This window comes from Mesorhizobium sp. M1A.F.Ca.IN.022.07.1.1, assembly GCF_003997575.1.
Taxonomy (GTDB): Bacteria; Pseudomonadota; Alphaproteobacteria; order Rhizobiales; family Rhizobiaceae; genus Mesorhizobium.
Genome location: NZ_RZST01000580.1, coordinates 1 through 1,894, shown reverse-complemented (window position 1 = coordinate 1,894; position 1,894 = coordinate 1). Strand labels below are relative to the sequence as shown.

The following is a 1,894-nucleotide window of genomic DNA, read 5'->3' as shown; positions in this document are numbered from 1 at the left end:
TAGCCGCCCAGCGCCCCGCCGGGGATCATGACGATCGCCTGCGGCCAGGCGACGATGCCGCCCGAAACGAAAACCAGGATGGCGATCGCCGCGATGACCACCGCCAGCATGTTCTTCAACGCATTGAGCTTGTGGTAGTCGCCGGCCTGCGTCAGGCCGAGGGTGGCAAGCATCATCACGCCCATTCCGGCGCCGAAGAAACCGCCATAGACCGAGGTCAGGAATTGCGCCAGCGATCCGGCGAGCGAGCCGAGCGAGGCCTGGCGCTCCGGTCCGGCCGCCGGCTTCAGCCACGGACCGGCCGCGAACAGGGCGGTCGCGGCGATCAGCAGCCAGGGCACAAGCGCGCGGAAGGACGTGTTGGAGAGCGCCAGCAGAATGAGCGAACCGGCCAGCGCGCCAAAGCCGGATATCACGCAGAGCACAAGTGCTTGGCGCCAGAAATGCCTGATGTCGTTGAGATAGGCGAGCGTCGAGGTGATGTAGCCCGGAAACTGTGTCACCGAGGACGTTGCGTTGGCGACGATCGGCGGCAGGCCGACCAGCGTCATGGCACCGAAGGTGACGAAAGTGCCGCCGCCGGCGACGGCGTTCACCGCGCCCGAGACAAAGCCTGCTAAGAAGAGCAGGACGGCATCGAAGAATGTCATCGAGGGAGGCCTGGGAAATAGCTTTCTCCGACTTAGAAAGCTTGCATGGCGCGCGCAACCCGGCACCGAGGCAATAATGATGGGGCCATAGTTTTCAAAAATTAGGCGTCAAAGGCGTGACAAAGCGCCGAAATAGCTGTATGTCGCCGCCCGAACCGGAAGAACGATCTTCCGGACCCGTCAACAAATGGCGGTGTAGCCGTCCCTGTCCGATGCCCCCGATTTGAATGTCTGGGCAAAGGACATAGCCGAGCGGTCATTGGAACTGCAAGGCAAGTCGAGGACGCTCTGGCTGTCGGAAGAACAAGAAGTGGATATTTGAGATGGATCTCATCCGTCAGCTCGAGGCCGAGCAGGCCGCCAAGATCGAAGCCAAGCGCAAGCTGCCCGAATTCCAGCCTGGCGACACCGTGCGCGTCCAGGTGCGCGTCACCGAAGGCAGCCGCACCCGCGTCCAGGCCTATGAGGGCGTCGTCATCGCCCGTTCCGGCTCCGGCTTCCAGGAGAATTTCACCGTCCGCAAGATTTCCTACGGCGAAGGCGTCGAGCGCGTGTTCCCGGTCTACTCGCCGATGGTCGAAGGCGTCGAGATCGTGCGCCGTGGCAAGGTGCGCCGCGCCAAGCTCTATTACCTGCGGGACCGTCGCGGCAAGTCGGCCCGCATTTCGGAAAACACCGGCGTGCGCGCCCGCAAGCTGAACGATGAAGAGCGTGATGCGCTGAACGCCGAACGCGCCCGCATCGAGGCCGAGAAGGTCGCCGCCGCCGAGGCGCTGGCTGCTGAGAAAGCCGCGCAGGACGCCGCCGAGAAGAAGGCTGCGGAGTCCGCGTCGGCCGAATAAGGCGCTTCCGCAGATTGTCTTGGAAAGGCGGCTTCGGCCGCCTTTTTCGATTGGATGTGCAGGCGGCGCTTGCCTGAAGCATGCCGCTGGATCGCGCCGAGCTGAAAGCCCTGCATGGCACGCTGACCCGGCTGGTCGCCGGGTTGCGCGAAGCGGTTGCGGATTGCGCGGATGGTCCGTCGCAGGCTGGGTTCGGGAAGCGTGCCGATCAGAGCATGGGAATCCGCTTTGGCGCTCATCGGTGCAGCGGATCGGCTTGCAAGGCGCTTGCGGAAAGCTAAAGTCGGCGCCGGTTTTTCTCTTGGGGCGAGCGTAGCGCCGCCAGTCACGTTCGGGAGTTCGTCATGATCAAGTCGAAACTGCTGCTGGCCGGCCTATTGGCCTGCCTTCTCGCGCCCGCTG

General features: G+C 63.8%; 3 protein-coding genes. 2 read left to right on the top strand and 1 reads right to left on the bottom strand.

What is annotated here, in order from left to right; genetic code table 11:
- On the bottom strand, nt 1-650 hold a 650-nt coding region (locus EOA75_RS32365; RefSeq protein WP_164747738.1), incomplete at its 3' end, for a sulfite exporter TauE/SafE family protein.
- 323 nt (nt 651-973) lie between these two features.
- Between EOA75_RS32365 and rplS the strand changes: the two genes are divergently transcribed.
- Together rplS and EOA75_RS34650 are read left to right on the top strand one after the other, a co-directional pair.
- Nucleotides 974-1,492: a 50S ribosomal protein L19 gene (gene rplS, locus EOA75_RS32360; protein WP_040974610.1), complete on the top strand. Its 519-nt coding sequence runs from the start codon at nt 974-976 to the stop codon at nt 1,490-1,492.
- Nucleotides 1,493-1,572: 80 nt separating this feature from the next.
- The gene (locus tag EOA75_RS34650) at nt 1,573-1,773 is read left to right on the top strand and encodes a hypothetical protein (RefSeq protein ID WP_189413726.1); all 201 of its coding nucleotides are present in this window, start codon (nt 1,573-1,575) and stop codon (nt 1,771-1,773) included.
- Nucleotides 1,774-1,894 lie beyond the last annotated feature (121 nt).

What these genes read in the sequence shown, in the direction of transcription:
- rplS (WP_040974610.1), top strand. Translation starts at nt 974, where the DNA reads ATGGATCTCATCCGTCAGCTCGAGGCCGAGCAGGCCGCCAAGATCGAA.
- EOA75_RS34650 (WP_189413726.1), top strand. Translation starts at nt 1,573, where the DNA reads ATGCCGCTGGATCGCGCCGAGCTGAAAGCCCTGCATGGCACGCTGACC.